At 68.3% G+C, this 26,214-nt stretch carries 19 protein-coding genes; 13 read left to right on the top strand and 6 right to left on the bottom strand.

What is annotated here, in order from left to right; translation table 11 throughout:
- On the bottom strand, positions 1 to 136 hold a 136-nt coding region (locus GGR48_RS18465; protein ID WP_425326510.1), incomplete at its 3' end, for an IS1/IS1595 family N-terminal zinc-binding domain-containing protein.
- Positions 137 to 275: 139 nt separating this feature from the next.
- The gene (locus GGR48_RS17355) at positions 276 to 3,575 is read right to left on the bottom strand and encodes a glycosyltransferase (RefSeq protein ID WP_183953098.1); all 3,300 of its coding nucleotides are present in this window, start codon (positions 3,573 to 3,575) and stop codon (positions 276 to 278) included.
- A gap of 188 nt (positions 3,576 to 3,763) precedes the next feature.
- Here GGR48_RS17355 and GGR48_RS17350 point away from each other — a divergent pair, with 188 nt between their 5' ends.
- Positions 3,764 to 4,546 carry an AcvB/VirJ family lysyl-phosphatidylglycerol hydrolase gene (locus GGR48_RS17350; protein ID WP_183953097.1) on the top strand — a complete coding sequence of 261 codons (783 nt, stop codon included), beginning with the start codon at positions 3,764 to 3,766 and terminating at the stop codon, positions 4,544 to 4,546.
- Here the strand turns inward: GGR48_RS17350 and GGR48_RS17345 are convergent.
- A complete protein-coding gene (locus tag GGR48_RS17345; protein ID WP_183953096.1) occupies positions 4,536 to 6,212 on the bottom strand; it encodes an alkaline phosphatase D family protein in 1,677 nt (558 codons plus the stop codon). The genes GGR48_RS17350 and GGR48_RS17345 overlap by 11 nt on opposite strands.
- A 184-nt stretch (positions 6,213 to 6,396) precedes the next feature.
- On the opposite strand from GGR48_RS17345, the gene GGR48_RS17340 reads away from it, so the two are divergent.
- Both GGR48_RS17340 and GGR48_RS17335 read left to right on the top strand, forming a co-directional pair.
- A complete protein-coding gene (locus GGR48_RS17340; RefSeq protein ID WP_183953095.1) occupies positions 6,397 to 8,829 on the top strand; it encodes a TonB-dependent receptor in 2,433 nt (810 codons plus the stop codon).
- Between the two features lie 109 nt (positions 8,830 to 8,938).
- Complete coding sequence (locus tag GGR48_RS17335) at positions 8,939 to 9,814, top strand: cell wall hydrolase (RefSeq protein WP_183953094.1); 876 nt, start codon at positions 8,939 to 8,941, stop codon at positions 9,812 to 9,814.
- Positions 9,815 to 10,121: 307 nt separating this feature from the next.
- On the opposite strand, the gene GGR48_RS17330 is transcribed toward GGR48_RS17335, so the two are convergent.
- The 3 genes from GGR48_RS17330 to GGR48_RS17320 form a co-directional block, all read right to left on the bottom strand.
- Positions 10,122 to 10,820 carry an HAD family hydrolase gene (locus GGR48_RS17330; RefSeq protein ID WP_183953093.1) on the bottom strand — a complete coding sequence of 233 codons (699 nt, stop codon included), beginning with the start codon at positions 10,818 to 10,820 and terminating at the stop codon, positions 10,122 to 10,124.
- A gap of 31 nt (positions 10,821 to 10,851) precedes the next feature.
- Complete coding sequence (locus tag GGR48_RS17325; protein WP_240455949.1) at positions 10,852 to 11,538, bottom strand: hypothetical protein; 687 nt, start codon at positions 11,536 to 11,538, stop codon at positions 10,852 to 10,854.
- 106 nt (positions 11,539 to 11,644) lie between these two features.
- Entirely contained in the window at positions 11,645 to 14,215 is a 2,571-nt protein-coding gene (locus GGR48_RS17320; RefSeq protein WP_183953092.1) for a PAS domain-containing protein, read from the bottom strand.
- A gap of 146 nt (positions 14,216 to 14,361) precedes the next feature.
- On the opposite strand from GGR48_RS17320, the gene GGR48_RS17315 reads away from it, so the two are divergent.
- From GGR48_RS17315 to GGR48_RS17270, 10 genes are all read left to right on the top strand, one after another.
- Positions 14,362 to 14,814 (top strand): hypothetical protein, encoded by a 453-nt coding sequence (locus GGR48_RS17315; protein ID WP_183953091.1) that lies wholly within the window; start codon positions 14,362 to 14,364, stop codon positions 14,812 to 14,814.
- A 117-nt stretch (positions 14,815 to 14,931) separates the two neighbouring features.
- Complete coding sequence (locus GGR48_RS17310) at positions 14,932 to 17,088, top strand: TonB-dependent receptor (protein WP_183953099.1); 2,157 nt, start codon at positions 14,932 to 14,934, stop codon at positions 17,086 to 17,088.
- A gap of 11 nt (positions 17,089 to 17,099) precedes the next feature.
- A complete protein-coding gene (locus GGR48_RS17305; protein ID WP_183953090.1) occupies positions 17,100 to 18,539 on the top strand; it encodes a PepSY-associated TM helix domain-containing protein in 1,440 nt (479 codons plus the stop codon).
- A gap of 71 nt (positions 18,540 to 18,610) precedes the next feature.
- The gene (locus GGR48_RS17300) at positions 18,611 to 19,135 is read left to right on the top strand and encodes a TspO/MBR family protein (RefSeq protein WP_183953089.1); all 525 of its coding nucleotides are present in this window, start codon (positions 18,611 to 18,613) and stop codon (positions 19,133 to 19,135) included.
- Between the two features lie 66 nt (positions 19,136 to 19,201).
- The gene (gene coxB, locus GGR48_RS17295) at positions 19,202 to 20,170 is read left to right on the top strand and encodes a cytochrome c oxidase subunit II (RefSeq protein WP_183953088.1); all 969 of its coding nucleotides are present in this window, start codon (positions 19,202 to 19,204) and stop codon (positions 20,168 to 20,170) included.
- Entirely contained in the window at positions 20,167 to 22,677 is a 2,511-nt protein-coding gene (gene ctaD / locus GGR48_RS17290; protein WP_183953087.1) for a cytochrome c oxidase subunit I, read from the top strand. The genes coxB and ctaD overlap by 4 nt, the downstream gene beginning before the upstream one ends.
- Entirely contained in the window at positions 22,674 to 23,051 is a 378-nt protein-coding gene (locus GGR48_RS17285) for a hypothetical protein (RefSeq protein ID WP_183953086.1), read from the top strand. The genes ctaD and GGR48_RS17285 overlap by 4 nt, the downstream gene beginning before the upstream one ends.
- On the top strand, positions 23,048 to 23,626 hold the full coding sequence (locus tag GGR48_RS17280) for a cytochrome c oxidase assembly protein (RefSeq protein WP_183953085.1): 579 nt from the start codon (positions 23,048 to 23,050) through the stop codon (positions 23,624 to 23,626). The genes GGR48_RS17285 and GGR48_RS17280 overlap by 4 nt, the downstream gene beginning before the upstream one ends.
- Positions 23,623 to 24,666, top strand: coding sequence for a c-type cytochrome (locus GGR48_RS17275; protein ID WP_183953084.1), 1,044 nt, complete (start codon positions 23,623 to 23,625; stop codon positions 24,664 to 24,666). The genes GGR48_RS17280 and GGR48_RS17275 overlap by 4 nt, the downstream gene beginning before the upstream one ends.
- 72 nt (positions 24,667 to 24,738) lie before the next feature.
- The gene (locus GGR48_RS17270) at positions 24,739 to 26,103 is read left to right on the top strand and encodes a glycoside hydrolase family 27 protein (protein ID WP_183953083.1); all 1,365 of its coding nucleotides are present in this window, start codon (positions 24,739 to 24,741) and stop codon (positions 26,101 to 26,103) included.
- The last annotated feature ends 111 nt before the right edge of the window (positions 26,104 to 26,214 follow it).

Below are 26,214 nucleotides of genomic sequence, written 5' to 3'. Positions count from 1 at the left end.
TCGCCTTGGTCTGGGCACTGAACCTGGGCTGGCTGTCGGTGCAGTATCGACCACAGGCCCGGCACACATAGCGCTGATGACCCGACTTCCATCCCTGCTTGATCAGGTCCGTTCCCTCACACACCGGACATCGCATGCCATCCTCCCTGTCCCAAATCACCAGAACGAAGAAGAATCCGAAAAGCAGCCACAGTGAACAGCCCCCCCTGAAGGGGAGGATGATCTAGGCCCCTTCCCCCGTTCCGCCTGAGCGAAGGCGAAGGCCAAGCCCCGGATCACGCCGCGACGTTGCCCGTCCGCTCCAGCTTGCCCCAGCCGACGATCCACCCGCCGATCGCCGAGGCGATGGCGCGGATCACGACCCAGTACATGATCTGACGATAGACCAGCCGCTGCGCGACCAGCAGATGCGCGGGATAGCGGACGCGGTTGCCGTCCAGCCGGTAGGCCAGCCACCCACACAGCACGTCGACCGAGGTGAAGATCAGCCAATAGGCCGCCATCTGCCATACATCGGTACTGGTCTGTGCCCAGCCATGCTGGCTGACGCGCACCGCCGTGCCGACCACCGACAGGATCAGCGACAGGTCGATCAGCGGCGAGATCGCGGCGAACAGGATCTGGAACAGCCATGCCTGCGGCAGGCCGATCCGCGCCAGGCCGGCGGGCTTGCCGGTGCGGATCACCGCGCGGTGCTTCCACAGGCATTGCAGCGTCCCGAACGCCCAGCGGTAACGCTGCTTGGCGAGCGCCTTGAAGCTCTCGGGCGCTTCGGTCCAGGCGACCGCTCGCGGATCGTAGGTGACGCGCCAGCCGGCCCGCTGGATGGCGATGGTCAGGTCCTGATCCTCGGCCAGCGTATCTTCGGGATAGCCGCCCACCGCATCCAGCGCCGCGCGCCGCCATGCGCCGACCGCGCCGGGCACCACCGTCATCGCATCGAACCCAGCGAGCGCACGGCGTTCGAGATTCTGCGCGGTGATATATTCGACCGCCTGCCAGCGGGTGACCAGATTGACCCGGTTGCCCACCCGCGCATCGCCCGCCACCGCGCCCAGCTTCGGATCGGCGAACCAGCGCGCCAGCTTGGCGATCGTCTCCGGTTCGAACTGGGTATCGGCGTCGAGCGCGATCAGCACCTCGCCGGTCGCGTCCTTCAGCGCGCGGTTCAGCGCCGCCGCCTTGCCGCCATTGACCAGGGTCAGCAGCTGCACGCGCGGGTCGCCCGCGAAGGTGTCGCGCACCACCGCGCTCGTTCCGTCCTTCGACCCGTCATCGACGACGATGACCTGCAACCCCGGATAATCGCTGGCCAGCACGCGGGCCACCGACTGGGCGATCACGCGCTCCTCGTTGAAGGCGGGGATGATGACCGAGACGCTGGGGGTGTATTCGGGCGGCACGGGCTTGGACTTGCGGCCCTGGAACCAGGCCAGCCCCGCCATCACCACCGCGCGCGCGATGCCCAGCGCGATCGCCAGATAGAAGATCCAGGCCAGCGCCTTGGACAGGAAGGCGAGCGCGACGAAGATCGCTACGTCGGTCCGCACCGCCAGCAGGTCGCGGCCCTTGACCAGCGGCATCGCCTGATCGCGGCTGACCCCGACCAGTTGCGAGGCGGGAACGAAGCGATAGCCCTCGGCCCGCAGCGTCTCGATGATGCGCGGCAACGCGTCGACGGTCTGCTGCCGGTCGCCGCCGCCATCGTGGAGCAGGACGACATTGGCCGAATTGTCGGGCGTCGCGCCGTGCACCTGGTCGATCACCTGCTGGACGATCTCGTCGGTGCCCGGCCGCTGCCAGTCATTGGGGTCGACGTGCAGGCCGACGACCGTATAGCCCAGATTCTGCGCGAGCAGCGCCGGGCCGATCTCGTCGCCCGTCGTCGGCTCGGCATCGCCGAAATAGGGCGCGCGGAACAGCGTCGTCGAGCGGCCGGTATAGGCCTGGATCAGCCGCTGGGTCGCGTTCAGTTCCAGCTTCGTCGTACGCTCGCCCGTGGTCGCCAGATTGGGGTGGGTATAGCTGTGATTGCCCAGCTCGCTGCCATCGGCGACGATCCGGCGCAGCAATTGCGGATGCTCCAGCGCATTCTCGCCGATGACGAAGAAGGTCGCGGGCACATGCTCGCGCTCCAGCACGTCGAGGATCTTGGGCGTCCACACCGCGTCGGGGCCGTCGTCGAAGGTCAGCGCCAGCGTCTTGGGGATGGCGCCCGCGCGCTGCACGACATAGGGCGTCGGATAGGCCTGATAGACCTCGTTCCGGATCACCGCGTCCTTGTCATATTGCAGCGCGCGGCGGCCATCGGTCGGCTGTGCGGTGATGCGCAGGATTTCGCCCGGCCCCTCGACATCGACGTTCAGCGGCTGCGCGATGGTGTTCAGCCGGGGGATGACGCCGGGCTTCGTACTGCGAAAGGCGGCGAAGTCATTCCACAGGCCGGGGTCCTCGGTGCCCAGCCGCCAGAAGGCGATGTCGTCGATGCCCAGCCGCTTGAGCGCCTGCAGCTGGTTCCAGCTGGTGGCGGCGTCGAGCATCCAGACGGCATGATGCTCGCCATTCTCGTCATAGGCGAAACCGGCATTGCCGCTGGCCGGATCGAAGCTGATCTTCGCCTGGCTGTCGTGCGCGATCAGCCACGCCTCTTCGATCGACAGCGCGTCTGCGCCCTGCCCGTGCCAGTCATAGGCATAGCTGCCCAGCGCGACGATCAGGCGGTCGCGGCCGACCCGGCGGATGGCATCCTCGACCGCGTGGAGGAACCAGGGTTGCGAGGCGATCGGCCCCGCGCTGCCGGTTTCCCAATGCTCGTCATAGGCCATCAGCATGACCCGGTCGACGACCTTGGCCAGTCGGCCGAGCTGCCAGCTCTCGTCATCGGCGGGGACCGTCACCGACAGTTCGGCGCCCTTGGGCAGGTGCGCCTTGATCCGCTGGAGCAGCCGGGGATAGCCCGCCATGGCGCTGGCCGGCAAATTCTCGAAATCGATGACCAGACCCGATTGCCGGTTGGCGGTGACCGACTCGCCAAGCTGCGTCGCCAGCCGTTCGGAGGCGGCCGGATTGGCGATGATCCGCGCGATCGCGTCGCCATCCCAATGATCCTCGGCCAGATTCTGCACCATCGGCAGCAGCCGGGGCGGCTTGGCGACGCCCGACAACAGGCTGGCCAGCTTGGGGTCGTTGTTGACCTGCAACTGGCCCTTGGGCCCCGTCACGTTCATCAGCGCGGGCACCAGCCAGTCGATCTGACGCATATGCGCGTGGAGCGAGGCGAGGCCCGCCTCGTCGCCAGGCTGATAGAAGGCGACGGTCAGCGGGGTGTGCGACGGCGCCGCCGCCTTGCGCGGCAGCCAGTCGCCGCGCCGTCCCTTCAACTGCGCGGTCGGCTCCAGCGTCATCGCCTGCCGCCGTGCGAAGGGCAGCGGCAAGAGGCCCGAACGCGGCACCGCGACCAGCGTCGTGGCAAAGGCGATCGCCGCGATCACCACCGCCAGGATCATGACCGCGACGGACCGCCGCGCCCAGGCGCCCCGCCGTCCGGTGGGGTCGAAGAAGATCGGGTTGGTCACAGTCATAATCCCCGGAAGTAACAACGCTGCACAGGCGGGCCGCTGGCGTGCCCCGGCTCCACCATCCCCCGATGGCAGAGGCCGCGCGACGGGCGCGTGTGCGCCGCATTACAGATTTTTCATGAGGAGTTCGTGAATCGAACGGCCGGGGCGTGGCAGACAGGCCGTCCCCTCTTCCAGGATTGGCCATGGCCGTTCTCTTCTCGCATCTTCGCCGCCGTCGCCGCCGCATCCTGGCGGGACTGATCGGCATCCTGATATTGGCGCCCGCCATCCTGCTGTTCTCGGGCAGCTATTTCGCGCGCAATCCCGTAACCCGGTTCCCGGCGCAGGGGCGGCCGCAACCGATCCTCGTCCTGTCCTTCTCGGGGGATATGGGTCTGCACTATGGCACCGGCGGCGTGATCGCGCGGGCGCTGAGCGCGTCTGGCATCGCCGTCACCGGCATCAACTCGCCGGTGCTGTTCCGGGTCGGCCGGACTCGCGCCGAGATCGACGCGATCGTCGCCGACTTCGTCCGCCGCGCCGCTGTCGAGGCGGGCGACCGGCGGCTGGTCCTGCTCGGCCAGTCCTACGGCGCGGACATTCTCCAGACCGGGCTGGCGCAGCTGCCCGCCGATCTGCGCGCGCGGGTGTCCGCCATCGTGCTGGTCGTGCCGGGCGAGACGGTGTTCTTCCGCTCCGACCCCAGCGGCCTGGCCTATCTGGGCAAGCCCGACAGCATGGGGATCACGACCGCCAGGACGATCGACTGGGCGCCCCTCACCTGCATCTACGGCGTCGCGGAGAAGGACAGCCTGTGCCCGCTGCTGAAGGGCGGCCCGGCGCGCGTCATCGGCCTGCCGGGTGGGCATTATCTGAACCATGACGATGCCACGCTGGTCTCACGGGTCGAGGCGGCGGTGCGGGGCCAGCCCTCCCCCGTCCCGCCAGCGCGGGGGACGGGGGAAGCGCCGGCGGTCAGGCGCTGACCGGGGCGATCGGCGCCCGCACGCCGACCTCGGTCCGCCAGGTGGCGGCGCAGGCCTGATCATAGGGTTTGGCGAGCACGGTCGAGACGGTCATGAACCGCGCGGTCGCCGCCTCGCGGGTCAGCGTCAGATGCAGATAGCCCTTGGCATCCTGATCGCAGAAACGGACGACCTTGGGATTGGCCGCCGCGATCTCGCGCCCGATGCCGGGCATCAGGTCGCCCCAGGACGGGCTGGTGATCGCGGTGCCGCCGAACTCGGCGGCGACCAGATTGCCCTTGGCATCGTACAGGTCGTTGGCCCAGGCGGCATGGCTGTCGCCCGACACCACCACCGGACGGCTGCCCGCCCGCGCGAACGCGGCGTAGAGCCGTTCGCGCTCGGCCGGATAGCCGTCCCAGCTGTCGAAGTTCAGCGGCAGGCCGGCCCGATAGCCCGCCTGCGCTTCTCGCAGATGCGCGCGTTCGCCATCGCTCAGGTTCCTGGTCAGCGTGGCGAAGCCGGCCGGACCCATCTGCTTTTCCAGATCGGGGCCATCGATGCGCGCCATGACCACCTGGCTGCCGATCACCTGCCACGGCCGCCCCGCCTTGACCGAGCCGGTCAACGTCCGCTCGACCCAGTCCATCTGGCCGGGACCGAGCAACGCACGATCGGGCCGCGCCCGCTCGGCCATCATCGCGGCATATTCGGACGGCTCGGCCGTCTCGCCCTTGGCATGGACCTGTTGCGAGCGGGCGAGCAGCCGCGATTCCAGCATGACGATCGTTGCCAGATCGCCGAAATCGAAGCTGCGATTGATCGCCGCCCAGGGCTGGCCGGGCTTGGGGTCGCGGATCGGCATCCATTCGAAATAGGCCTGCATGGCCGCCGCCTTGCGCTTGCCCCAGTCGCCTTCCTGCGCCGGCTGGTGATTTTCCGCGCCGCCCACCCAGCCGTCATTGGCGACCTCATGGTCGTCCCAGACGCAGATGAAGGCGGCGCGGGCGTGCGCGGCCTGCATGTCGGGGTCGCGCTTCACCTGGGCATGGCGCTGCCGGTAATCGGCCAGCGAGACGATCTCATGCGCCGGCTCGGGCAGGCGGCCGAGTTGATGGCCGGTCTTCGTGCCATAGCCATCGGCGCCATATTCATAGATGTAATCGCCCAGATGCAGCACGGCATCCAGCCGCTCGCTCTTCGCGATCGCGTCATAGGCATTGTAGAGCCCGCCGGGATAAAGCTGGCAGGAGACGACGGCCAGCACCAGATCCTCGATGCGCCCGCGCGGCAGGGTACGGAACCGGCCCTCGGGCGAGTGTTCGCCGGCCGCCGTCTCGAACCAATAGCGATACTCGCGCCCCGGTCGCAGGCCGGTCACATCGACCTTGGCGGTGAAGTCGCGCGCGGCCCGCGCGGTCACGCGGCCGGTGCGCAGCCCGATCGCATCGCCGCCATCCAGCGCCGCGACATGCCAGGTCAGCGCGATGTCCTGGGCTGCATCGGTCTCGGCCGGGGTCGCGCGGGTCCACAGGATCGCGCCATCGGCGGCGGGATCGCCGCTCGCCACGCCATGCGCGAAGCGGACGGGCAACGGTGCCGCCGCCTCGGCCAGGCCGGCGGGCATGGCCAGCGCCGCCCCGCTTCCCATCAGGGTCATGGCGCGGCGTCGGTTGATCATGGTCATTCTATCGGGTCCTTTCGTCGGCGCGCAGCGCTATCCCCGACCCACGACAGGGCGATGGCGGGTCCATGACGGTTCCGCGACACTTTTCCGCCTATCGTCATCAAGGCGAAACATTCAGGACGCCAATCGGTAATGGCTTCTGCTTAAGCGGCGCCGACACACGGATCATTTCGGGGGGAAATCCATGATCACCACGCTGCGCCGCCTGACGGTGGCCACGCTGCTGGCCGGCCTGTCGCAGGCCGCCATCATCCAGTCGGCCCATGCCCAGGCCATGATCCAGCCGCAGGACGGCGCACGCGACGCTGACGACACGGCGGAGGTCATCGTCACCGCGCAGAAGCGCGAGCAGCGGATCGCGGACGTGCCGCTGACCGTCTCCGCCGTCACCGGCGCGCGCATGGCCAATCTGGGCGTCAACTCGCTGGCCGAAGTCGCCCAATACATCCCCGGCCTTCAGATCCAGGAGCAGAGCGCCAACAATCCCGGCTTCGTCATCCGTGGCATCACCTCGGACTCCGGCTCGGCGCAGCAGGGCGCGCGCGTCACCCTTTATTATAACGGCATCGACATCAGCCGGACGCGCGGCGCCTATCAGGACCTGTTCGACATAGAGCGGATCGAGGTGGCCAAGGGGCCGCAGGCGACGCTGTTCGGCACCGCCGCGGCGGTCGGCGCGATCAGCATCATCTCGGCCCGCCCCCAACCCGGCACCGATGCCGGGATCGTCGCCTCCTATGGCAATTTCAATCGGACCCAGGTGTCGGGCTATCTGAACGCCGGCAACGAAACGCTCGCCGGCCGATTGGCGTTCGCATACAAATATCGCGACGGCTATGTCCGCAACATCGCGGGCGATCCCGATGTCGCCAACCAGAATCAGGGGCGCGTCGACCAGGACGATCTGAACGGCCAGGACCAGCGGGGCCTGCGCGGATCGCTGCGCTGGCGGCCCAACGGCTCGGTCACCGCCGATCTGGTGCTGACCTATGACGGACAGCGCAACCCCGGCACCGCGTTCAAGAGCCGCGCCTTCGCGCCCACCGGCGGGCAGACCGGCGATTTCGGCTATGCCGAGCTGTCCGGCTCGCCCTTCTCCGCCGAGATACTGGGCGCGCGCAAGCTGGGGCTGCACCGCGACGTCTATGACGCCAATCTGACGGTCGCGGTCGATGTCGCGCCGGGCATCACCTTCACCACCGTCAACGGCTATCGCCGGTTCGACTCGCGCGAGGTGTTCGACGCCGATGGCGGCCCCGCCTGGTATCTGGAGTTCGGCGAGGATGCCAAGGGCGACCAGTGGAGCCATGAGAGCCGCTTCGCCTTCGACGGCCCAAAGTACCGCGCCTCGTTCGGCTGGAACGCCTTTTTCGAAAATGGCCAGCAGCGCGTGCCCTTCTCCACCGAGGAAGGCACCTATCTGGCCTGCTCGGTCACGCCCGACTTCGCCGCCGTCCGCCAGTTGCTGAATTCGGTCGGCATCCCGACCGGCACCGCCTGCGTCGCAGCCAACGGCACGATACCCGCGACCCGCGCCACCGCCATCCTGTCGCGCGGCGCGCTGGCCAGCCTGCCCTACAGCGCCAGCTTCGCCAATTACGGCAATAACGACACCTATTCGGTCTTCGGCGACGCCACCTGGATTCCGACGCCCGCGCTGGAGCTGACCGCCGGCGCGCGCGTCCTGATCGAGGAGCGCCAGTCGGGCTATAGCTCGGTCATGCCCGACAGCCGGTTGCTGGCGGGGGCGGGCATTTTCACCAGCCTGCTGGGGGCCGCCAACACCAAGGGGCAGAAGTTCGAGGCACAGCGCAGCTATGCCGCGTTCCTGCCGCGCTTCAACGCGCTCTACCGGGTCAGCGACGCGGTCAATCTCTATGCCACGGTCAGCAAGGGCCGCCGCTCGCCCGTCGTCCAGCTGGAGGGCCGCCGGATCGTGCCGCTCAGCGTCGCCAATTCGGGCGCCATCCCCCGGTTGCAGATCGTGCCGGAAGAAAATGTCTGGAATTACGAGGGCGGCATCAAGGGGCGGGTCGGTCCGTTCACCGGCGCGGCCTCGATCTTCTATCAGCGGTACAAGGGCTTCCAGGTCTCGGTGATCGAAAATGGCGCGACCGTCACGCGCAGCGCCGGCTCGGCCAACAATCTGGGCGTCGAGCTGGAGGGCAATCTGGCGGTCCATCGCTGGCTCAGCCTGTTCGCGACTTTCGCCTATATCGATGGCGGCATCGCCGACGATCCCGCCAATGGCGTATTCGCGGGCAACCGCTTCCGCCTGCAGCCCGACACCACCGCCTCGGGGGGCGCGACGCTGCGCGTGCCGGTGGGGTCGGCGGCAACCTTCTATGCGACGCCCAGCGTCACCTATCGCTCGAAGGTGTTCTTCGAACTGCCCAACCGCGATGCGATTTCGCAAGATGGCTATACGCTGGTGAACCTGCGTGCCGGCATGGAGTTCGGCGACCAGGGCCGCTTCCATATCGGCGGCTTCGCGCGCAACCTGACCAATGCGCGCTATCTGATCGATGCGGGCAATACCGGGGGCAGCTTCGGCGCGCCGACCTATATCGCGGGCGAGCCGCGCTTCTACGGCGTGGAACTGGGCGCGCGATTCTGATCCGGTCATCGTTGCCGCTTCCGTGACTTAACGGCTTCCTAACCCTGCCCCCGTAGGACCACGGCATCGGTCACGGGGGCAGGACTCGGATATAGTGTGGCGTTGGTGGATGTTGGTGGCGACGCTCGCGATCGCGACATCGTGCACGCCCGTGCACCGGGCGCCGCCGCATGTGACGCTCGACATCCCGCCGCCGACACCGCGCACACTGCTGCGCCAGCTGGCGCTCGACGTTCCCGACGATGTCGTGCCCGATCGCCCGGTCGCCGACACACGGATTGAAATGGCCGCCGCGCCGGCCTTTAGCGGCATTGCCCGCTCCGCCCGCGACGCGGCGCGCGCCGCCGAATGCCTGACCGCCGCCATTTATTACGAGGCCCGGTCCGAACCCGTCGACGGCCAGCGCGCGGTGGCGCAAGTCGTGCTGAACCGCGTCCGCGACCGCGCCTTTCCCAAGAGTATCTGCGGCGTCGTCTATCAGGGGTCCGAACGCTCCACCGGCTGCCAGTTCAGCTTCACCTGTGACGGATCGATGCTGCACCCGCGCGACCCCGCCGCCTGGGCGCGCGCCGCCGCCGTGGCGCAGGGCGCGCTGGCCGGGCTGGTCTATGCGCCGGTGGGGGCGGCAACCTTCTACCATGCCAATTACGTGCTGCCCTGGTGGGCCTCCAGCCTCAACCGGATCGGGTCGGTCGGCAGCCACATCTTCTACCGCTGGCGCGGTGCGCTGGAGCGCGGGCTGTCGTTCCGGCAAGATTATGCGGGGGTGGAGCCGGCGGTTCCGACGCGGATCGCGGCGAGTACCGACATGGCCATGCCCGAAGCGCTGCACGGCGTGACGATCCATCGCGGTGAACAGGAACGCGCGGCCTCCGCCGCGCCGGTGACGATGGCGGGCGTGCGCATCCATCGCAACGGAGCCGCGCATGATCCGGCCGAGACGGTGCAGGACGTGATCGTCGGCGAGGAAAGCGACCCGAGCTGATTTCTCTCCTCCTGTATGTGAGGAAGGAGTATGGCACGTTGCGGGGGCATCGCCCGTAACCTTGCCCTCCCCCATCCCCTCCCGCCTGCGGGAGGGGCGTGCTTGGGGTGGGGGCGGGGCTCAGTTAATCCAGCCGAACAGGCACCCAACATCACGAGACAACGGAAGTGAGAATGGTCGCTGAGGACCATCTTCTCCCCTCCCGCAGGCGGGAGGGGTCGGGGGAGGGCAAGGTGCCTCGCAGAGACCATCGCCCGTAAATCGCCCTCCCGCTACGAGACGGACGCGCACGCGGCGACGGCGGCACTCACCCCCCGATCGCGTCGATCCACCCCGGCAGGTCGCCCAGTCTCGCCAAGCGGCAGAAGCGGGGATGGTCCATCGGTTCCTCCCCCGCCTCATGGCTCCAGGCGAGCGGTTGCGGGATATAGGCCGCCCACGCCCCCGCCTTCAGCGCCGGCATCACGTCCGACCGCATCGAATCCCCGGCCATCACCGCCGCCTCGGGCGCGACGCCGTGGCGATCGAAGATGCGCGCGAATGTGTCGGGCGTCTTGTCGCTGACGATCGCGACATCGGCGAAATGCGCGCCCAGTCCGGACGCGGCCAGCTTGGCCTCCTGATGCAGCAGGTCACCCTTGGTCACCAGCACCAGCCTGCCCCGCTCGGCCAGCGCCGCCATGGTATCGCCGATCCCGTCGAGCAGTTCGACCGGATGCGCCAGCAACTGCCGCCCCGCCTCCAGCAGCCGCGCGATCAGATCGGTGGGCAGCGTCGGCCCGGCCAGTTCCACCGCCGTCTCGATCATCGACAGGGTGAAGCCCTTGGCGCCGTAGCCATAGAGGCGCAGGTTACGCGCCTCGCACGCCTCCAGCGTCGCACGCGCCACCCGCGCCTCGGCAAAGGGGGCGAGCAGGCCGACCAGCGCTTCCTCGGTTTCGACGAAGTGGCGCATATTGTGCCAGAGCGTGTCATCGGCATCGAGACAGATCAGTTCGATCGCCATGGTCGTTCTCCCTATTGATGCACCACCGCCATCACAATTCGCGGATCAGACGCAAGCCCAGACGCGGCCGGAACGGCTCGCCGCGTGCCCGCTCGGCGCCGATGCCGCCCTGCAGGCTCAGCTTGCCGAAGCTGCGATGCGCCTGCGGCATCAACAGCCAATAGGCGCCGTCGCCATTCTGCCGATTGACCTCCAGGCCCAGCACCGTGTCGCGGTCCAGGTCGTAGAAGGTCGAATGGTTGATCACGAAGCCGGTCTGGTTGCCCTCCCGCAAGGTGACGTCGCCGATGCCCAGCATCGTCATCGTGCTCCACCGCTCGCCAAAGCGGTTGCCCAGCAGCCAGACCAGGGTCGATTGCCATTCGCCGCTCTCACGATCGTACAGCCCCAGATACTGGACGCCGTGGATTCCGCGCCCGCCGCGAAAGGTGCCGAGCTTGCCCTGAAGCCCCATCTTATACTGCACCACGCGCGTATCGATCAGCGGCAGTTCCAGTTCGACCGCGAAGCCGTCCGCCACCGCCACCTCGATCTCGGGGGCCCATTCCACCTCGCCACGCGGGCCGGAAAGATCGCGCTGGACCAGGGCGTTGACCTCCACCTCGCCGCGTTTGGCGGTCAGGGGGCGGATCATGTCGAACACCATCGGCTCGGGGATGTCCGGCCCATCCTGTGTCGGGGCGGCCTCCGCGATGGCAGGCATCAGCATCAGGGCCATGGCGATCGTCCATGCGCCGGCCAGTCGATGTCGCAGTTTCAAAACTCTCGCACTCCGGTCGTTTCACCTCATGCGATGCCGGGCCGCCGGCGCGAGCGCCCCCGCGCTATTGCCCGCGCGGATGGCCCAGGGCCGCCTGGACCCCCGTGACCAGCGCGTCCACCGTGAACGGCTTGGTCAGCAACTGCATGCCCGGCGCCAGATGGCCGCTGTTCAGCACCGCGCTTTCCGCATAGCCGGTAACGAACATGACATTCAATTCATGTCTGACCTCGCGTGCCGCCTCGGCCAGCTGGCGACCGTTCATCCCCCCCGGCAGACCGACATCGGTGATCAGCAGGTCGATCCGCCGGTCCGAACGCAGCAGGGGGAGCGCGGCGGCGCTGTCCGCCGCCTCGATCACTCGGTGGCCCATGTCGCGCAGGACGTCGGCGATCATCAGCCGGACGGTCGATTCGTCGTCGACCACCAGCACCGTCTCCCCCGATCCGCCGGCCCCGTCGGGCAGGGCGGCGCGCGCCGGTTCCTCCGGCTCGGCCGGACCGTCATGGCGCGGCAGATAGAGCGAGACGGTCGTCCCCTGCCCCACGGTCGAGGCGATGCGGACCTGTCCGTCCGACTGGCGGGCAAAGCCGTAGATCATGCTGAGGCCCAGCCCCGTCCCCTGCCCCAGCGGCTTGGTGGTGAAGAAGGGGTCGAACGCCTTTTCGATGACATCGGGCGTCATGCCGGTGCCGGTATCGGTGACACTGAGCACCAGATACTCGCCCTTGGGGATGTCATGATGCAGGTCGTCGCGGCAACCGGACGGGCGGTTGCGGATGGCGATGGTGATCCGCCCGCCATCGGGCATGGCGTCGCGCGCGTTGATGCACAGGTTGAGCAGCGCGTTTTCCAGCTGCGGCGCATCGACCAGCACCGTCCACCAGTCATCGGGCGCCGGCGTCTCGACGGTGATGCCCGGTCCCACCGTGCGCTGGATCAGGTCGCTCATTCCGGCCACCAACGCGACGATGTCGGTCGGGCGCGGCGCCAGCGTCTGCCGCCGCGAAAAGGCGAGCAGCCGGTGGGTCAGTGCCGCCGCGCGCCGCGTCGCCCCCTGCGCCGCATCCATGTAACGATCGATCTCACCGGCGCGCCCCTGTGACAGGCGCAGCGCCATCAGCTCCAGCGATCCCGAAATGCCCGCGAGGAGATTGTTGAAGTCATGCGCCAGCCCGCCGGTCAACTGGCCGACCGCCTCCATCTTCTGCGACTGGCGCAGCGCCTCCTCGGCGCGCATCAGCTCGGCGGTGCGATCGGCGACGCGCTGTTCGAGCTGGTCGGTCAGCGCGCGCAACTCGGCGATGGCGCTGTCGCGCTCGGCCTCCAGCGCGCGGCGGACGCCGACATCGATCAGCACGCCCGGGAAGTAGAGGGGCGTACCGTCGGGCGCATGCTCGACCCGGCCATTGGCCTCCAGCCAGTGATAGCAGCCGTCATGCCGGCGCACGCGATATTGATGGGCATAGGCCCCGCCCGAGGCGATGACCGCCTCGATCGCCTGCGCCAGGCCGGCCTGGTCGTCCGGATGGACCGTCTCCACCACCTGCGCCAGACTCAGCCCCTCATGGCCGAGCGCGGGGTCGAGCCCGAAGTTGCGCGCGAACGGCTCGTCGACGGTGAAGCGGTCGGTGGGCAGGTCCCAGAACCAGGTGCCGATGATCGCGCCGGCCTCCAGCGCCAGCTGCACCCGCTCGGCGTTCAGGCGCGCGCGCGCCTCGCTCTCGCGCAGCTGCTGCTCGATGCGGACGCGCTCGGTGATGTCGAAGCTGACGCCGGGGAAACGGACGCAGCGCCCGGTCTCGTCGGGGATACAGCGCCCTTGCGCCGATACCCAGTGTACCGTGCCGTCCGCCTGGACCAGCCGGTATTCGGAGACGAAGCGATGCGGCGCGCCGCCCGCCGCGACCTGCGCCATCGCGACCTGGATCTCACCGTTGACCCGCTCCTGGTCGTCGGGATGGATGCCCTTGAAGAATTCTTCGATCGGCACGCCATTTTCGGCGGCGGCGGGGTCCACGCCGTACATGGCGGCGAAGCGCGCATCGGATCGGATCGAGTCGTTCAGCACGTCCCAGTCCCATAAGCCGACATGCGCGCCCGAGCTGAGCGCCAGTTCCAGCCGCTCGTCCGACGCCCGCTGGCGCCGCTCGGCCAGCACGCGGTCGGTCGTCTCGCCGGTCACGCAGATCATGCCGACGATGTCGCCCCGATCATCGAAGACGGGCGAGTAGGAAAAGGTCCAGTAGCTTTCCTCCGGCTGGCCGGTGCGCGCCAGGTCCAGCCGCATGTCGGTGACCTTGGCAACCTGTCCCGACAAGGCCGTGGCGACCAGCGGTTCGATCTCGTCCCAGATGCTGCCCCACAGCACCTTGAACGGCGTGCCCATCGCGGTGTCGGCGCGGTAGCCCAATATGGGGCGATAGGCGTCGTTGTAGAAGGAGACGAGGTCGGGCCCCCAGACCGTGTACATCGGCGCCGGGCAGGCCAGCATCGTCGCCAATTGGCTGCGCAGCGCGACCGGCCAGCCATCGGGCGAGCCCAGCGACGTCGCGGCCCAGTCCAGCGCGACGATCTCGTCCACCACCCGTCCCGATACGCCGCGCAGGAAATCGAAAGACTTGGAAATCGCCATGGACGTGTTGTGCATCAGGCGCGCGGCGATAGCCAGCGGCGGCCGCGCTGTCCTATTGCCATGATAAGGGGATTGGATTTTCTGATCATCACCAAACCTGACCTGTGCGAGTGACAAGCCCCGCCGCACGGTCTAGGTCGGGCGGCGTGACGGCCATCCGCAGCCTTATTGCGCAACGCCATCTGGCCGCGCTGCTGTGCGTGGCGGCGCTGCTGCTCAAGCTCGTCATCCCGTCCGGCTATATGATCGGCGAGGCCCAGGGGCATATGGCGATCGTCCTTTGCCCCGGCACGATGCCGGTGGCGGACGCCATGTCGCACGCGCCCCCCGGTGACATGACGACGATGCATGGCATGCCCCATGGCGTCATGGCCGATCATGGCCGGAGCGATCATCGCGACGGGCAGCATGGTCGTGCGGAGATGCCCTGCGCCTTTGCCGGCCTGTCGGCGGCCGCGCTGGCGGCGGTCGATCCGATCCAGCTCGTCGCGCTGCTAGCCTTCGTCCTCACCACCGGCTTCGTGGCGCTCACGGCGAACGTCCGGCCCGCGCCACCCTATCTGCGGCCGCCTTTGCGGGGACCACCGGCGCTTTCCTGATCAAGTCATCCGGCGCGCGGCCTTTGGTCGCGGCCGTCCTGATCCTCGGCCCCGCCTTCCTGCGGGGCCGGTCGAAAGCGCATTTCCATGTTCATGCCACCCGCCCTGCCGGACACGATGCTGTCCCGGCCAGCACCTCCCGACGACCAGAACCAGCCATCCGCGACCGTCATCGTCCAGGGCGCACGAACGCCCGCCGCCCTCGACGCGCCCACCGGCGCGGGCAGCCGCCTGCCGCTGACCATCCGCGAAACTCCCGCCACGCTGGAGGTCCTGACCCAGGACGAGCTGCAACGTCGCGGCCTGCGTACCGCGCGTGAGGCGTTCGACGGCGTCGTCGGTGCGATCGCGGGCAATGTGCCGGGCAATCCGGCGGTCGTGTCGCTGCGCGGCTTTGCAGGCAGTGCGGTGTCGATCCTGCAGGATGGCGTGCGCGTCTCCACCTCGACCGTCGTCCAGCGCGACACGAACCTGTGGCATTACGACCGGATCGAAGTGCTGAAAGGCCCGGCCTCGGTCCTTTATGGCGAAGGCGCGCTGGCCGGCGTCATCAACAAAGTGACGCGCAAGCCCGTGCTGGGCGAGCGTGCCGCCGACCTGCTGATCTCGGGCGGCAGCTTCGGCACCGTTTACGGTGCGGGCGGGGTCAATCTGCCCGTCTCGCCCGCAATCGCGATCCGCGCCGATGCCAGCTATCGGCGGTCGGACAGCCTGTACGATGTCGATCGCAACGCGACCCGATCGGCGGGACTGACCGCCAGCGCGCTCATCAAACCCAGCGACCGGCTGTCGCTGCTGATCGCGATCGATCATTTCGAGGATCGCTATGATTCCAGCTATCAGGGCCTGCCACTGATCTCGGCGCGCTATGCGCTGGACCCCAGCGATGCGGTGCGCAGCGCCAGCGGGCTGGTCGCCGACCGATCGCTGCGCCGGCGGAACTACAACCCGCGCGGCGCATGGTCGGGCGCGGACGAGACCACGATCCGCTCCCGGCTGGACTGGACGATCGGCGATGGCTGGACCGCCGCGCTCGACCTGACCGGCTATACCGCCGACCGCGCCTTCCTGCTCGCCGATACGCAGAGCTTCGCGGCACCCGGCGCGGGTTTCCCCAATGGCAGCATCCGGCAAAGCTATCAGGACTTCCGCCACGACCAGCATTTCTGGAACACGCGCGGGCAAGTCGCGCGCGACGGGCGGATCGCGGGGATGCGGCACCGGATGACGCTGGGCGCGGAGCATAACGGCACGCATTTCGTCTCGCTCCGCCGTCAGGCACCGCTCGGCACCCTGCCTGCGCTCGATCTGCGCGATCCGGGCGTGATCGCGGCCCCGACCTCGCCGGCTGTCTTCACCAGCAGCGACGTGACGTTCGACTCGCGACTGAAGCAGACTGCGCTGTTCGCCGAGGATGCGGTGAACCTGACGCCGCGCTGGCTGTTGGTCGGCGGCATCCGCTGGGACCATATCGCGCTCGACCGGGTGACGATCCAGAACCGGAGCGGCGCGCGCGAAGGCCATGCGCCGCGCTTCGATCCGGTGTCGTGGCGTGCGGGGACCAGTTGGGCGGCGACGCCGGGGATCACGCTCTATGCGCAATATACGACGGCGGTGTCGCCGGTGTCGTCGATCCTGCTCGCCTCGATCGCCAACAGCCGCTTCCGCCTGACCCATGGCCGCGCGGTCGAGGCGGGGTTCAAGGTCAGCGGCTGGGGCGGGCGCGCCACCGTGACGGGGGCGGCCTATCATATCGTCCAGTCCGACATCCTGACCCGCGATCCGACCGACCCCAGCCTCAGCGTCCAGGGCGGGCAGCAATCGTCGCGCGGGGTGGAGCTGTCGGCCGATGTCACGCCCCTGCCCGCGCTGCGACTGACGGCGGGCGGGTCGTACACCAATGCGCGCTATGACCGGCTGTCCGAGCTGATCGGCGGCACAACGGTCAATCGCAGCGGCAACCGGCCGATCAACGTGCCCGACACCACCCTGTTCGCCTCCGCGCTCTACACCATCGCGCATCGGGTGACGCTGGGCGGCCATCTGCGCCATGCCGGTGGTTTCTTCACCGATACGGCCAACAGCATCCGGGTCACCGGCCATGCGCTGGTCGATGCCAGCCTGTCGGTGCCGGTCGGCGAGCATGCGACGCTGACCCTTCGCGGACGCAACCTGACCGACCGCTTCTACGGCGAATATTCGGGCTATCCGACGACCAATGTCTATATCGGCGCACCGCAATCCTTCGACATCGCGCTGTCGGCCCGGCTGTGAGGAGACGGGCCATGACATCCATGCCGCATGACCGGGTCACCTTTCACCGCACCATCTGGCGCTGGCATTTCTGGGCCGGTTTGCTGGTCCTGCCGATCCTGCTGATGCTCAGCCTGACCGGCGCGATCTATCTGTTCAATGACGAGCTGAACGACGCGATCTATCCGGAACAGCGGCTGGTCGTGCCGCGGGCCGGCCATGTGCCCGTCTCGCGGATGATCCAGGCCGCGCTGGTCGCCTATCCGGGCACGGCGTCGCGCGTCGACATGCCGGGCCGGGCGGATCGGTCGGCGGTGGTCTTCGTCAATCCCGACCAAGGGCCGCCACGCCGCGTCGCGGTCGATCCGGGAACGGGCCGCGTGCTGGGCAGCGTCGTCTATGACCGGACGCTGGTCGGCTGGGCGGACGCCATGCACCGCTCGATGCTGATGGGCGTGTTCGGCGAGCGGCTGGTCGAACTGGCCGCCTGCTGGGCGCTGGTCCTGCTGGCGACGGGCGTGATCCTGTGGTGGCCGCGCGGCGGCTGGCGCGCGAGCGGCACGCTCTGGCCGCGCCTGTCGGGGAGGGGGCGGCGCTTCTGGCGCGATCTGCATGGCCCGGTCGGGCTGTGGACGGGCGGGGTGATCGGTTTTCTGGTGCTGACCGGCCTCCCTTGGGCGGGGGTGACGGGGCCGCTGCTCCACCGGGTCAGCGGTGCGCTCGGCGTCGGCTATCCGACCTCCTACCGCCAGTACAATATCCCGCACAGCCTGCCCGCCAAGGTCGCGCTGGGCAGCGCGCCCTGGACGCTGGAGGACGCGCCCCTCCCCCAATCCCACAGGCCCGGATCGGACATGGCGGCGCACGGCCACGCCGCGATGCCGCCCGACGAGCATGCCGAGCACCGCGCGCACGGCCCCGGATCGCCGGGTGCGACGCGCGATCCGGCGGTCATTCGCGGCACCGATCAGGTCGACCGGATCACCGCCGGGCTGGGGTGGACGAACGGTTATCGCCTGTTCCTGCCCGGCGGCCCGACCGGGGTCTATACCGCCTTCACCTATCCCGATCGCCCGCAGGGTCAGCGGACCATCTATGTCGATCGCTACACACTGCGCCCGATCGGTCGCGAGATCCGCTTCGCCGACTATGGCGCGGTCGGCCGGGCGGTCGAATGGGGCGTGCAGGTGCATATGGGCAATTATTTCGGCGCGGCGAACCAGGCGCTGATGCTGTTCGCCTGTATCGGCGTCTGGCTGCTGGCGATCAGCGGGGTCGCCATGTGGTGGAAGCGGCGCCCGGCCGGCCGCGTGGGCGCACCGCCGCCGCTGTCGGGCGCGCGGGTCGGCGGGCTGATCGTCGCGCTGGCGATCCTGGCCATGCTGCTGCCGCTGTTCGGCGCCTCGCTGCTGGTCGTGGCGGCGCTCGACCGGGGGCTCGCGGTGGCGACGCGGCGGCGCGCCATGGCGTGATGGAAACCTTGCGCGGCGGCGGTCCGTTGTGTCCGCAACATGGAATGTCAGGCGCAAGGATGAGACGGGCGATGGACAAGAAGCGAAACGGCATGTCGCCCTGGGTTGCGGGCGGGATCGCCGCCGGCGTGCTGGGCCTCAGCGCGCTGGTCGGCGGGCGCAACGCACCCGACCCCTCGCATCCCGGCATCCGCCACTGGTATCGCCGGCTCGACAAGCCCGGCTTCACCCCACCCGACAAGGTCTTTGGCGCGGTGTGGCCGGTGCTGGAGAGCCTGGCGGCCTTTGGCGGGTATCGCATCCTGCGCCAGCCCGCCTCGCCCCGCCGCAACGCCGCCATCGCCTTGTGGCTGGGCAACAGCGCGATGATCGGCGGCTGGACCGAGCTGTTCTTCCGCGAGCATCGCCCCGATGCCGGCACCGTCGCGGCGGCGGCGATGACCGGCGGCACGGTCGCGCTGGCGGCGACCGCCTGGCCGCTCGACCGGTCGGCGGCGATCAGCGTGATCCCGCTCGCCGGCTGGCTGGGTTTCGCCACCGTGCTGGCAGGTGAGGTCTGGCGGCGTAACGGATCGGCCCCGCCTGCCGCAGGATAATTATCCGAAGTTAAAATTTAGATGACGGCAACGTGAACCGTTTCGCGACCGAAGCGTTCGGGCGGAATGAGGGGGAAGCACGTCGCCATCGCCGTCCTGCCGGCATGCCTGTTATCGGCATGCAACCGGCATCAATCGACCCTGGCGCCGTTCGGGGCCGATGCCGCCGACATTCGCCACCTGTTCATCATCATGCTGGTCGGCGCGGTGATCATCGCCGGTGCGGTCGCGCTGCTGATGCGGCACGCCGTCCGCGCGCCCGAAGGTGCGATCAGCCATCAGAAGGGGATGCGCATCGTCCTCTGGCTGGGCGGGATCATTCCCACGGTCGTGCTGATGGGGCTGCTCGCCTATTCGCTGCCCTATATGCGCCCGCGCCCCGTCGCGCCCGCCGACCTGCAGATCGCGGTCGATGGCGAGCAATTCTGGTGGCGCGTCACCTATCGCCCCGCCGGCGCGACATCGGTCGATAGCGCCAACGAAATCCGCATCCCCACCGGCCGCACGGTCGCCTTCCGCCTGAGCGCGGGCGATGTGGTGCACAGCTTCTGGATACCCGGGCTGGCGGGCAAGATGGACATGATCCCCGGCCGCACCAACGACCTGATCGTCCGTGCCGACAAGCCCGGCCGCTATCGCGGGCAATGCGCCGAATTCTGCGGGCTGAGCCATGCGCTGATGGCGTTCGACGTCATCGCCATGCCGCCTGCTGCCTTCGACGCCTGGCTGGCCGGACAGCGACGACCGGCGCAGGCCCGTGATGGCGAAGGCGCGCGCCTGTTCGCCGCCAATGGCTGCAACGGCTGTCACGCCATTGCCGGGGTGACCGCCCCGACGCGGATCGGCCCCGACCTCACCCATTTCGGATCGCGCCGCACGCTGGCCGCCGGCATCCTGCCGATGACGCAAGCCCATGTCGCCGCCTTCATCCGCCACCCCGAAAAGACCAAGCCGGGCGTGCGCATGCCGTCCTTTCCCCAATTGTCGGATGACCAGGCCTTGGCCCTCGCCCGCTATCTGCAAGGCCTGAAATGAGCCTCCACGCCCAGGACGATCCCGCCCTTCGCGCCGCGCAGGAGGACAGGCTCCGCGAAGTATGGAAGCCGCCCAGCGGCCTGTTCCTGCGCTGGACCGACACCAACAACAACCGCGTCGGCGTGTGGTACACGCTGACCGCGTTCGGCTTCATGCTGTTCGCGGGCGTGCTGGCGCTGATCATGCGCACCCAGCTGGCGGTGCCCGACAACGACCTCGTCTCGGCGAACACCTTCAACCAGCTGTTCACGCTGCACGGCTCGGTGATGATGTTCCTGTTCGCGGTGCCGATGTTCGAGGCGGTGTCGATCATCCTCCTGCCCCAGCTTCTCGGCGCGCGCGACCTGCCCTTCCCGCGCCTATCGGCCTTTGGGTACTGGAGCTTCCTGATCGGCGGCGTCTTCGTCGCGGGCTCGATCTTCTTCAACGCCGCGCCCGATGGCGGCTGGTTCATGTACCCGCCGCTGACCACCCGCACCGACCTGTCGGGTCTGGGCGCCGACATCTGGATGCTGGGCCTGTCCTTCATCGAGGTGTCGTCGGTCGCCGCCGCCGTCGAGCTGATCGTCGGTGTGCTGAAGTGCCGGCCGCCGGGCATGCGGCTGAACCTGATGCCGCTCTATGCCTGGTATATCCTGGTCGTGGCGGTGATGATCCTGTTCGCCTTCCCGCCGCTGATCGCGGGCGACCTGTTGTTCGAGATGGAGCGGTTGCTCAACTGGCCCTTCTTCGATGCCGCGCGCGGGGGCGATCCGCTGCTGTGGCAGCACCTGTTCTGGATCTTCGGCCACCCGGAAGTCTATATCGTCTTCCTACCCTCCATCGCGCTGTTCGCGATGATGATCCCGACCTTCGCGCAGAGACATCTGCTGGGCTATCCGTGGATCGTGCTGGCAGCGGTCGGCACCGCCTTCCTGTCGTTCGGGCTGTGGGTCCACCACATGTTCGCGACCGGCCTGCCCAAGATCAGCCTGGCCTTCTTCTCCGCCGCGTCCGAGGCGGTCGCTATCCCGACCGGTGTGCAGATATTCGCCTTCATCGCCACGCTCTGGGCGGGCAAGGTGAAATGGTCGACGCCGCTCCTCTATGCGTCGGGCAGTCTCGCGGTGTTCGTCATCGGCGGGCTGACCGGCGTGATGGTGGCGATCGCACCGTTCGACTGGCAGGCGCACGACACCTATTTCGTCGTCGCGCATCTTCATTACGTGCTGATCGGCGGTACGCTGCTGCCGCTGTTCGGCGGGCTGTATTATTACTGGCCGCTGATCACCGGCAAGAAGCTGTCCGACCGGCTGGGGCGCATCGCCTTCTGGATCATGTTCGTCGGCATCAACCTGACCTTCTTCCCGATGCATCTCTCGGGGCTGGAGGGCATGCCGCGCCGCGTCTTCACCTATCCGGCCGAGCTCAATATCGGCTGGCTGAACCTCGCCTCGACCGCCGGTTCCTATCTGTTCGCTACCGGCGTGCTGGTGCTGGTCGTCGATCTGGCGCTGTCGCCCACCCGCGCCAAATCGCCGCGCAATCCATGGAACGCCGGCACGCTGGAATGGCTGGCGCTGCCCGACGACGAGGATTGGGGCATCCGCTCGGTCCCGCTGATCGAAAGCCGCTATCCGATCTGGGACCAGAAGGATTTCGTCGCCAAGGTCGACGAAGGTCGCTTCTTCCTGCCCGATGCCGAGGAGGGCCGGCGCGAGACGATCGTGACCTCGGTCCTGGATGCCAAGCCCGTCTCGGTGATCCGGCTGGGCGGCCCCAGCGTCAAGCCGATGATCACCGCCGTCGCGCTCGGCTCGGTGTTCATCCTCACCACCTATCATCTCTATCTGCTCGCGGCGTTGGGCGGGGTGGCGACGCTGGCCTGCGTGCTGTGGTGGCTGTGGGACACCGCCGAAATCCCCGAAAAGCCCGAAAAGCCGATCGGGCACGGCATGCATTTGTCGCTCTATCGCTCGGGGCCAGCGGCACCCGGCTGGTGGGCGATGTTCATCACCATGATGGCCGATGCCACCGCCTATTCGGGGCTCGTCTTCGGCTATTATTTCTACTGGACCGTCCATCCCGATTTCGGCGAGGGCTTTACCGGGCCGGGGATCGCCGCGCCGATGATCGCGCTGGCCCCCTCGCTGGCCAGCTGGGCGCTGACGCTGATCGCGCGCGAGGTCCATGCGCGCGGGCACGTGATGCTCGCCCGCCTGCTGCTGATCGGCGGCGCGGCGATGGCGGTCGTGGGACTGTTCGCCGGCCTGCGTTGCCTCGACGGCCTCGATCCGCAGGTCAATGTCTATCCCGCCATCATCTGGGTGCTGGTGATCTGGACGGTCGCGCACGCCGCCGTCGCGGTCGTCATGCAGCTCTACACGCTGGCCCGCAGCCTGGCCGGAAAGATGGACCCCACCCATGACGCCGATCTGCGCAACATCACCGTCTATATGCACTTCTTCGCGCTGACCGCGATCGTCACCTATATGACCATCGGCTGGTTCCCGGAGACGGGGCTGTGAAGCGCTGGCTGCAACGCGCCAGCCGGCTGCGCGTCACGCTGTGGACGCTGATCGTGCCGCCGACCGTCTGGGCGGTGCATTTCCTGTTCTCCTATCTCTGGGCGGCCATCAGTTGCGAGAAGATCGGGGAGTGGGCGCTGTTCCCCACCGCCTTCGCCATCGGCACGGTCATCGCGCTGGTCCTGATCGTCGCCTCGGGCGTGATCGCATGGCAGCAGTCGCGCACGCCCGGCGATCCGCCGCCGCATCAGGAGGGCACCGACATCGACCGGCTGCGCTTCCTGGCCTATTCGACGATGCTGCTGGCGGGCCTTAGCTTCGTCGCGGTGCTCTTCACCGCGTTGCCGGTGATCATGCTGGGCGATTGCCGATGAGGCGCGCCAGCCTGATCGCGGGCCTGGCCCTGCTCCCCCTCGGCTGGTCGCTCAGCCGCTGGGGCATGACGGGGCATATGGCGGCGCACATGATCGCGGTTGCGGTCGCCGCCCCCTTGCTGGCGCTGGCGATACAGGGGCATCGGTTCGACCCGGCCGAACGCTGGCCGCGTTTCGCCTCGCCCCTGGTTGCCGCCATGGTCGAGGCGGTGATCGTATGGGGATGGCATGTGCCCGCTCTCCGGCGGCTGGCCGATCATCAGCCGCTCTGGCTGGTCGCCGAGCAGGCGAGCTTCCTGGCCGCCGGCCTGCTACTCTGGTCCGCCGTGCTGGCGCCGCGTCACCGTGCGGCGGGGGTGATGGCGCTGCTCGTCACCTCGATGCACATGACCCTGCTCGGCGCGCTGATCGGCCTGGCCCCCCGCCCGCTCTACAGCCATCACGGCGCGGGCGCGCTGGAGGATCAGCAGATGGCGGGCGTGGTGATGCTGCTGGTCGGCGGCATCGCCTATCTCGTCGGCGGGCTGGCGATGCTCGGCCGGCTGCTCCAGACCCGTCAGGAGGCGCACGCATGACGATCCGTATCACCTGGAAACGCGTGATCGTCACGCTGATCGGCCTGTTCGCGCTGGGCATGGCCTTTGCTTGGTCGGGGGTCATGAACTTGGCCGCGTCGAGCGGACACTGGGCGATCACCGACTGGTTCCTGCACTGGGCGATGCGCAATTCGGTGAAGACCCATGCCGCCTTCACCGCACCTGACGACCCCAGCGACGCGACCGGACTGGTCAGCGCGGCGGGCCATTTCGCCAATAGCTGCGCGGTGTGCCACGGCGCGCCGGGGCAGAAGCCGGCCCCCGTCATGCAGGCCGCCACCCCGCCCGCGCCCGATCTGGCGGTCAATGCGCGCGAATGGACCGACAAGCAGCTGTTCTGGATTCTCCAGCACGGCGTCAAATATACCGGCATGCCCGCCTGGGCCGTGCAGGACCGTAAGGACGAGGTGCGCCGCATGGTCGCCTTCGTCCGCCGCCTGCCCGACATGACCCCGGCCCAGTATCGCGCACTGGTCGCCGAGGGCTCGCCCGCGACCGATCCCGACAATTGCACCGGATGCCATGGCACCGACGGGCGTGGGCGCGGGTCACCCGACATTCCCGTGCTGGGCGGCCAGAACCCCGCCTATCTGCTCGCGGCGCTACAGGGCTATGCGAACGGCACCCGATCGAGCGCGGTGATGCAGCAGGTGGCGATGCGCATGGAGCCCGCCGAAATGGCCGCCGCCGCACGCCGCTTCGCCGCCATGCCGGGCCTGGGTGCACGGCCCAGCGGCAGCGCCGAAGCCGCCCGCATCGTCGAGCGCGGTCTGCCCGAAAAGCAGCTGCCCGCCTGTGTCAGCTGCCACGCCCCCGGCAAGCCCTATCCGGTGCTCGCCGGCCAACGCGCGACCTATATCGCCGAGCGGCTGCGCCATTGGCAGGGCGACAAGAATGTCGTCGATGCACGCAAGAGCCATGCGACGATGCCGGTCATCGCGCGCCGCATCCCGAAGGACATGATCGACCCCATCGCCCGCTATCTGGCGGGCGACGGGGCGGCCCCGCCGCGCTCCTGATCCCCAAGTCTTCGCTTGCAACCCGCTTCATTTGCCTGACTAATAGGCGCAAAGACATGCGGGAGCGGATGAATGACGGACAAGGGGATCAACCGGCGCCAGGCGCTGGCCGGGGCGGCATGGACGGGCACGGCGATGCTGGCGGCGGGAGGAGCGGCGGCGCAGGTCACGCCCGCCACCCCCGGCCTGCTCGCGCCGCGCCCGCCGATGGGCTGGAACAGCTGGAACAGCTTTGCCACCACCATCACCGAGGCACAGGCGCGCGAGACCGCCGCGATCATGCGCGAGAAGCTGCTGCCCTTCGGCTATGACATCTTCACCGTCGACATCCAATGGTATGAACCCAATGCCAGCAGCTATGAATATAGCGCCAAGCCGATGCCGGCGATGGACGGCTATGGCCGACTGATCCCCGCACCCAATCGGTTCCCGTCGAGTGCCGATGGTTCGGGCTTCACCAAGCTGGCCGCCGATATCCATGCGATGGGGATGAAGTTCGGCATCCACCTGATGCGCGGCATCCCGCGCCTGGCGGTGGAGCGCAACCTGCCGATCCTGGGCACCCGCTATCACGCATCCGACATCGCCGATACGTCGAGTATTTGTTCGTGGAACCCGGACATGTACGGCGTCGACATGACCAAGCCCGGCGCGCAGGCCTATTATGACAGCGTGTTCCGGCTCTATGCCTCCTGGGGCGTCGACTTCATCAAGATGGACGACATGAGCCGCCCCTATGACGCGCATGCGCCCGAGATCGAAGGTGCCCACCGCGCGATCCAGAATAGCGGCCGGCCGATGATGCTCAGCCTGTCGCCGGGCGAAACGCCGGTCATTCGCGGCGACCATGTCCGCCGCCATGCGCAGATGTGGCGTATCTCCGACGATTTCTGGGACGAATGGTCGATGCTGGCGGCGCAGTTCACGCGGCTGGAGAATTGGAACCCGTGGCGTCGGCCGGGGGCATGGCCCGATGCCGACATGCTGCCGCTCGGCCGGCTGGCGCTGGGCAAGCGCGATACCAAGTTCACCCCCGACGAGCAGCGGACGTTGATGACTCTGTGGTCGATCGCCCGCTCGCCGCTGATCATGGGCGGCGATTTGCGCCATCTTGACGCGCCGACGCTGGCGCTGCTGACCAACCGCGCGGTGATCGCGGTGAACCAGGCCTCGACCGACAACCAGCCGCATTTCGTCGAGGACGGCGCGCGCATCTGGTCCGCCAAGCCAGAGGGCGCGTCGAACGATCGCTATCTGGCGCTGTTCAATACCGGCGACAAGGCGAAGGAGGTGGGGCTGTCGCTCCGTTATCTGGGCCTGACGGGTACGGTCCGGGTCAGCGATCTGTGGGAAGGCCGCGACCTGGGCCGCACGACCGGCCGCATCGCCGCCACCCTGCCCCCGCACGGCGCGGCACTTTACCGTCTGCGGGCATGACTATTCCTCCCCTGCAAGGGGGACTGTTCACTGTGGCTGCTTTTCGGGTTCTTCTTCGTTCTGGTGATTTGGGACAGGGAGGATGGCATGCGATGTCCGGTGTGTGAGGGA

This window comes from Sphingomonas pseudosanguinis, assembly GCF_014196255.1.
GTDB classification, from domain to species: Bacteria; Pseudomonadota; Alphaproteobacteria; order Sphingomonadales; family Sphingomonadaceae; genus Sphingomonas; species Sphingomonas pseudosanguinis.
The sequence above is the reverse complement of the archived record's forward strand: the minus strand, read 5'-3'. Positions and strand labels throughout refer to the sequence as shown.